This window comes from Streptomyces carpinensis (assembly GCF_002154505.1).
Classification (GTDB): domain Bacteria; phylum Actinomycetota; class Actinomycetes; order Streptomycetales; family Streptomycetaceae; genus Streptomyces; species Streptomyces carpinensis.
The window spans coordinates 1-4,376 of sequence record NZ_MUBM01000198.1; the positions used below are offsets into that span (position 1 = coordinate 1).

The 4,376-nt window shown below is 71.0% G+C and carries 4 protein-coding genes and 1 pseudogene; all 5 read left to right on the forward strand.

What is annotated here, in order from left to right:
• Positions 1 to 189: pseudogene (locus tag BZY54_RS25640) on the forward strand (DNA-3-methyladenine glycosylase); the annotation flags it as partial.
• Between the two features lie 11 nt (positions 190 to 200).
• Entirely contained in the window at positions 201 to 722 is a 522-nt protein-coding gene (locus tag BZY54_RS25645) for a methylated-DNA--[protein]-cysteine S-methyltransferase (protein ID WP_086727690.1), read from the forward strand.
• Between the two features lie 396 nt (positions 723 to 1,118).
• Positions 1,119 to 1,604 carry a hypothetical protein gene (locus BZY54_RS25650; protein ID WP_086727691.1) on the forward strand — a complete coding sequence of 162 codons (486 nt, stop codon included), beginning with the start codon at positions 1,119 to 1,121 and terminating at the stop codon, positions 1,602 to 1,604.
• Between the two features lie 14 nt (positions 1,605 to 1,618).
• Positions 1,619 to 3,826 (forward strand): LysM peptidoglycan-binding domain-containing protein, encoded by a 2,208-nt coding sequence (locus BZY54_RS53560; RefSeq protein ID WP_244217326.1) that lies wholly within the window; start codon positions 1,619 to 1,621, stop codon positions 3,824 to 3,826.
• A 171-nt stretch (positions 3,827 to 3,997) separates the two neighbouring features.
• On the forward strand, positions 3,998 to 4,376 hold a 379-nt coding region (locus tag BZY54_RS25660), incomplete at its 3' end, for a selenium-binding family protein (RefSeq protein ID WP_244217327.1).

The window sequence follows — 4,376 nt, forward strand, 5'->3', positions numbered from 1 at the left end:
GCCCTCGGCGACCCCGACGCCTTCCTCCCCACCGACCTCGGCATCCGCCGCGCGGCCAGGGAGCTGGGCCTGCCCTCGACACCGGCGGCCCTCACGGCCCGTGCCGCGGCCTGGCGTCCGTGGCGGGCCTACGCCGTGCAGTACCTGTGGGCCACGGACAGCCACCCGATCAACTTCCTTCCCGTCTGAGGACGTTCACGATGACCACCGCAACGAGCACCGGCACGCCCACCACCACGAGGCAGCACACCGTCGTCGACAGCCCCTACGGCCCGCTCACCCTCGTCGCCGAGGACGGCGTCCTGTGCGGCCTGTACATGACCGGCCAACGCCATCGCCCACCGGAGGAGACGTTCGGCGCACGCGCCGGCACACCGGCCTTCGACGCCGCCGAGGAACAGCTGGAGGCCTACTTCGCGGGCGAGCTGAAGGAGTTCACCCTCCGACTCCGCCTGAACGGAACTCCCTTCCAGCGCCGCGTATGGGACCGGCTGCGGAGCATCCCCTACGGCGAGAGGCGCTCGTACGGCGAACTGGCCGACGCACTCGGCTCCCCGGGCGCCTCCCGCGCCGTCGGCCTGGCCAACGGCAAGAACCCCATCGGCATCATCGTCCCCTGCCACCGCGTCGTGGGCGCGAACGGCAGCCTGACCGGCTACGGCGGCGGCCTGGACCGCAAGCAGCGCCTGCTGGACTTCGAGAGCGGAACGGCCTTGTTCTAGACGCCCGGTACCGGAGGTGCGGTACCAGGCGGGGACCGTTCGCCAACGAGGCGTCGTACGTGCTCGGCTCGGCGCTGACGGTGATCAGGTGGGCGCCGTGGCCGGCGGCGACCTGGGTGAGGCCGGCCGTGGGCCGCACCTGGGCCGCTACCTCCGTCGGCCTAACAGCAGTGGTCGTGTGCGGCCGGTGGCGTCCAAGCTCGTGAGCGAGCCCACGGTGTGAGCACCGAGCTCGGCGGGATCGCCTACCGACATCCCCACGGCACTGGTCCCGTCGTGACCCCGACCGGAGCTGTGCGTCGCGGCCCGTGCCGCTGTCACGTGGACTTCGCGCCCGGGCGGACGCGGCCGCAGGGCGGCACGGACAACGGTTCCTGCGACGGCCAGGAGGACGATGTGGCACTCACGGAGAGCGACCTGCTCGACGCAGGTGACGAAGGCCTCGTGGAACTGTTCGGCACGAGCCCGGCCGGTGAGATCCCCAAGGGGCCGCTGGAGGGCACCGGCATCGTGCGGTGGGGAGGCGGTCGGCTCGCCCGTCCTCTCGCCCGGCTGGTGCGCGTGGCCGTGTGGCGGGGCAAGGTCTTCGATCCGGAGGGCTACCTGAGCAACCGGATGACCTCGTTCGACGTGCTCGCCGTCCTGGCCCAGGTCTACAAGGGCCCGAGCCTGATGGACGAGCGGGAGTGCATCGTCATCGACTACTCCAGGATCTCCCTCGCCGCCCGCGGGGTGCGCGACGAGATGCGCCAGGTCGGCCAGGGTCTGTATCTCGGTGTGGTCTGGCTGTACGGACTCCGGGTCGGCTGGTTCGCGCTCAGAGTGCCGGAAGTGGACCGCACACTCCCTGGGACCGGGGAAGCCGCAGCCGGACAGCAGTGAAAGGTTCGCCAATCATGAGCCCTGGCATATCCCTCCGCAAGCCCGCACCCGCCGGTCGCCTCCGGTGGGGGAGGAAGAAGAGGCGCACGCTGAGGGCTACGGCCGCGACGGCATCGGCCGCCGTGGTCCTGGGCCTGACGAGCGTCCCGGCCTCGTCGCTCAGTGCCGCGCCGGGCCCGTTGCACGGCACCGTCACGGGTGCGGGCAAGCCGCTTCGGGGAGCCCGGGTCACGCTCTTCGCCGGCTCTCGCACGGGGGTGAGGGAACTGGGCCGCGCGACGACCGACGCCGCCGGCTCCTTCGAGATCTCCTACGCTCAGCCCGCCGCCGGAGTGCTGTACGTGGAGGCCACACCGGCCGATGCACGCCGACTGCGCCTGCGCTCCGTGGTGGCGGTCGGTGAGGGCGGAGCGGTCCCCGCACGGACGGCGAAGCAGGTACGGGTCAACGAACTCACCACCGTCGCCGCCACCTACGCCCTGGCCCAGTTCAGCGGTCGAGACGGTGTCGAAGGGCCCAGCCCGGGACTGCAGAACGCCGCGGCGACGACGTTCAACCTCGTGGATCCGGCCACGGGCAGGCCCGGCGGGGTGGTGACGAACGCCGACAACGGCAACACCAACGAAACCCTCGCCACCCTCAACACGCTCGCCGACCTGGTCTCCCTCTGCGTGTCGGACACCACGCGGTGCGCGAGCCTGCTGCAACTGGCGACGCCTCCCGACGGTACGGCCCCCGAGGACACCGTGCAGGCGGTGCTGAACCTGGTCCGCAACCCCACGCTGTCGCCGGCAGGGCTCTACGCCCTGGCACGTACCTCGAACCACTACACCCCCGCGCTCACCGCGCCTCCCACGGCCTGGATCCTGGCGCTGCACTACACCGACACCAACCTGTACTCCCCCGGCCGCATCGCCTTCGACGCCGGGGGAAACGCCTGGGCGTCCAACAACTGGCTGCCCGGCACGCGGAATCCGACCCCCTTCATCAGCGTGCTCGACCCGACGGGGCGCCCGATCCTGGGCAGCCCGATCCAGGGTGGCGGCATGAAGGGCGGAGACTGGGGCGCCGCCGTCGCCCCCGACGGCTCCGTCTGGATGAGCAGCTACGGAGGCAACTCGGTGGCGCACTACTCGGCCACCGGCAAGCCGCTGTCACCTCCCACCGGGTGGCGCAACGGCGGGCTCGTCCACCCGCAGGGCATCGCCGTGGACCAGCGGGGCAATGTGTGGATCGCGAACAACTACGGCCTGGAGACCGCGCCCGGTCTGGGCAATGTGGTCGTCTACCCGCACGGCGACCCGTCCAAGGCGATCACGATCAGCGGCGGTGGCCTCAACCACCCGTTCGCCGTGCAGATCGACGGCTTCGGGCGGGCCTGGGTCAGCAATGCCGGCCTGGGCGGCGCCCAGCTGGTGAACACCCGACTGGCGCCCCTCATAGGCAAGTTCGGCGGCAGCGTCACCGTGATCGGGCCGGACTTCAAACCCACGGCGTTCTCGCCCGTCGAGAGCAGCTCCTTCAAATGGCCCCTGGGGATCGCCATCGACTCCCGGAACAACGCCTGGCTCAACAGCTACCTGAACAGCGAGGTCACCCGGCTCGCGCCCGACGGAACCGTCGCGGGCGTGTACAAACTGCCCGAGAAGACTCTGCCCTGGTCGGTGGCCGTCGACGGATCCGACCGCGTGTGGGTCGCCGGCTTCCTCACCCCGAGCGTGTTCACGCTGTGCGGCGCCGACACCGCCGCCTGTCCGCCCGGCAGCACCACCGGCACCGTCCTGTCGCCCCCGCAGGGCTTCCGGAACAAGGCGATCCAGCACCTCACCGCGGTGCAGATCGACCAGTCCGGCAACGTCTGGCTCGCCAACAACTGGTCCCACATCGTCCCACCCGTCGGCGGCGTCGGGCTGGTGGAACTCATCGGACTCGCCACCCCGGTCTGCACACCCCTCACCCCCGTGCCGATGCGGCCCTCCTCGGCGACCACCACCGCGTGCACCGACCGGACCACGCAGGCCGCTCCGCCCACCGGAAAGCAGACCGGCGGAAAGCAGACCGGCACCGGGACCGACCCCTACACCGTGCGTCCGGGGGACACCCTCAGCGGCATCGGCCGTGCCCACGGAGAGTCGTGGTCGGCGCTGTACCGGAGGAACAAGACGGTCATCGGAGGCGACCCGAACCGGATCACCCCGGGGCAGCGCCTCACCCTTCACTGAACCGAGGCGCTCTGCGCCTCCGCGCTGCCGCGTTGGCAGTGTTTCCGGGCTGTGAAACCCTGGCTGAATGTCCGGTATCCGCACATCGATCCCGAACGGGTGAGGTGGGCTGCCTCTCGGGAGTCCCCCGATTCCAGACTCCCGTTCGGGGGTTCGGGACAAGGAACAGCCATGACGACGACCGACCACGCTCACGACAGCGGCGACCACCGTGACCCCACCCTGTACCGCACTCCGGCGGACGCCGTCGCCGCACCACCGGAGCAGTTCGCCCACGTCGTCGGCTTCGACCCGACCGCACAGCGCGCCGACGCGCTGTTCACCGTCGGCACCGACCCCGAATCCCCCCTGTACGGCCGCGTGACCTCCCACGCCGAGCTGCCCGACCTGGGCAACGAACTCCACCACTTCGGCTGGAACGCCTGCTCGAGCGCGCTGGCGCATGCCGGGCATCATCATCCTGCGCGGCGCTACCTCATCGTCCCGGGACTGCGCTCCTCCCGGCTGCACGTCTTCGACACCGGCCCCGATCCCGCCCGCCCGCGCCTGG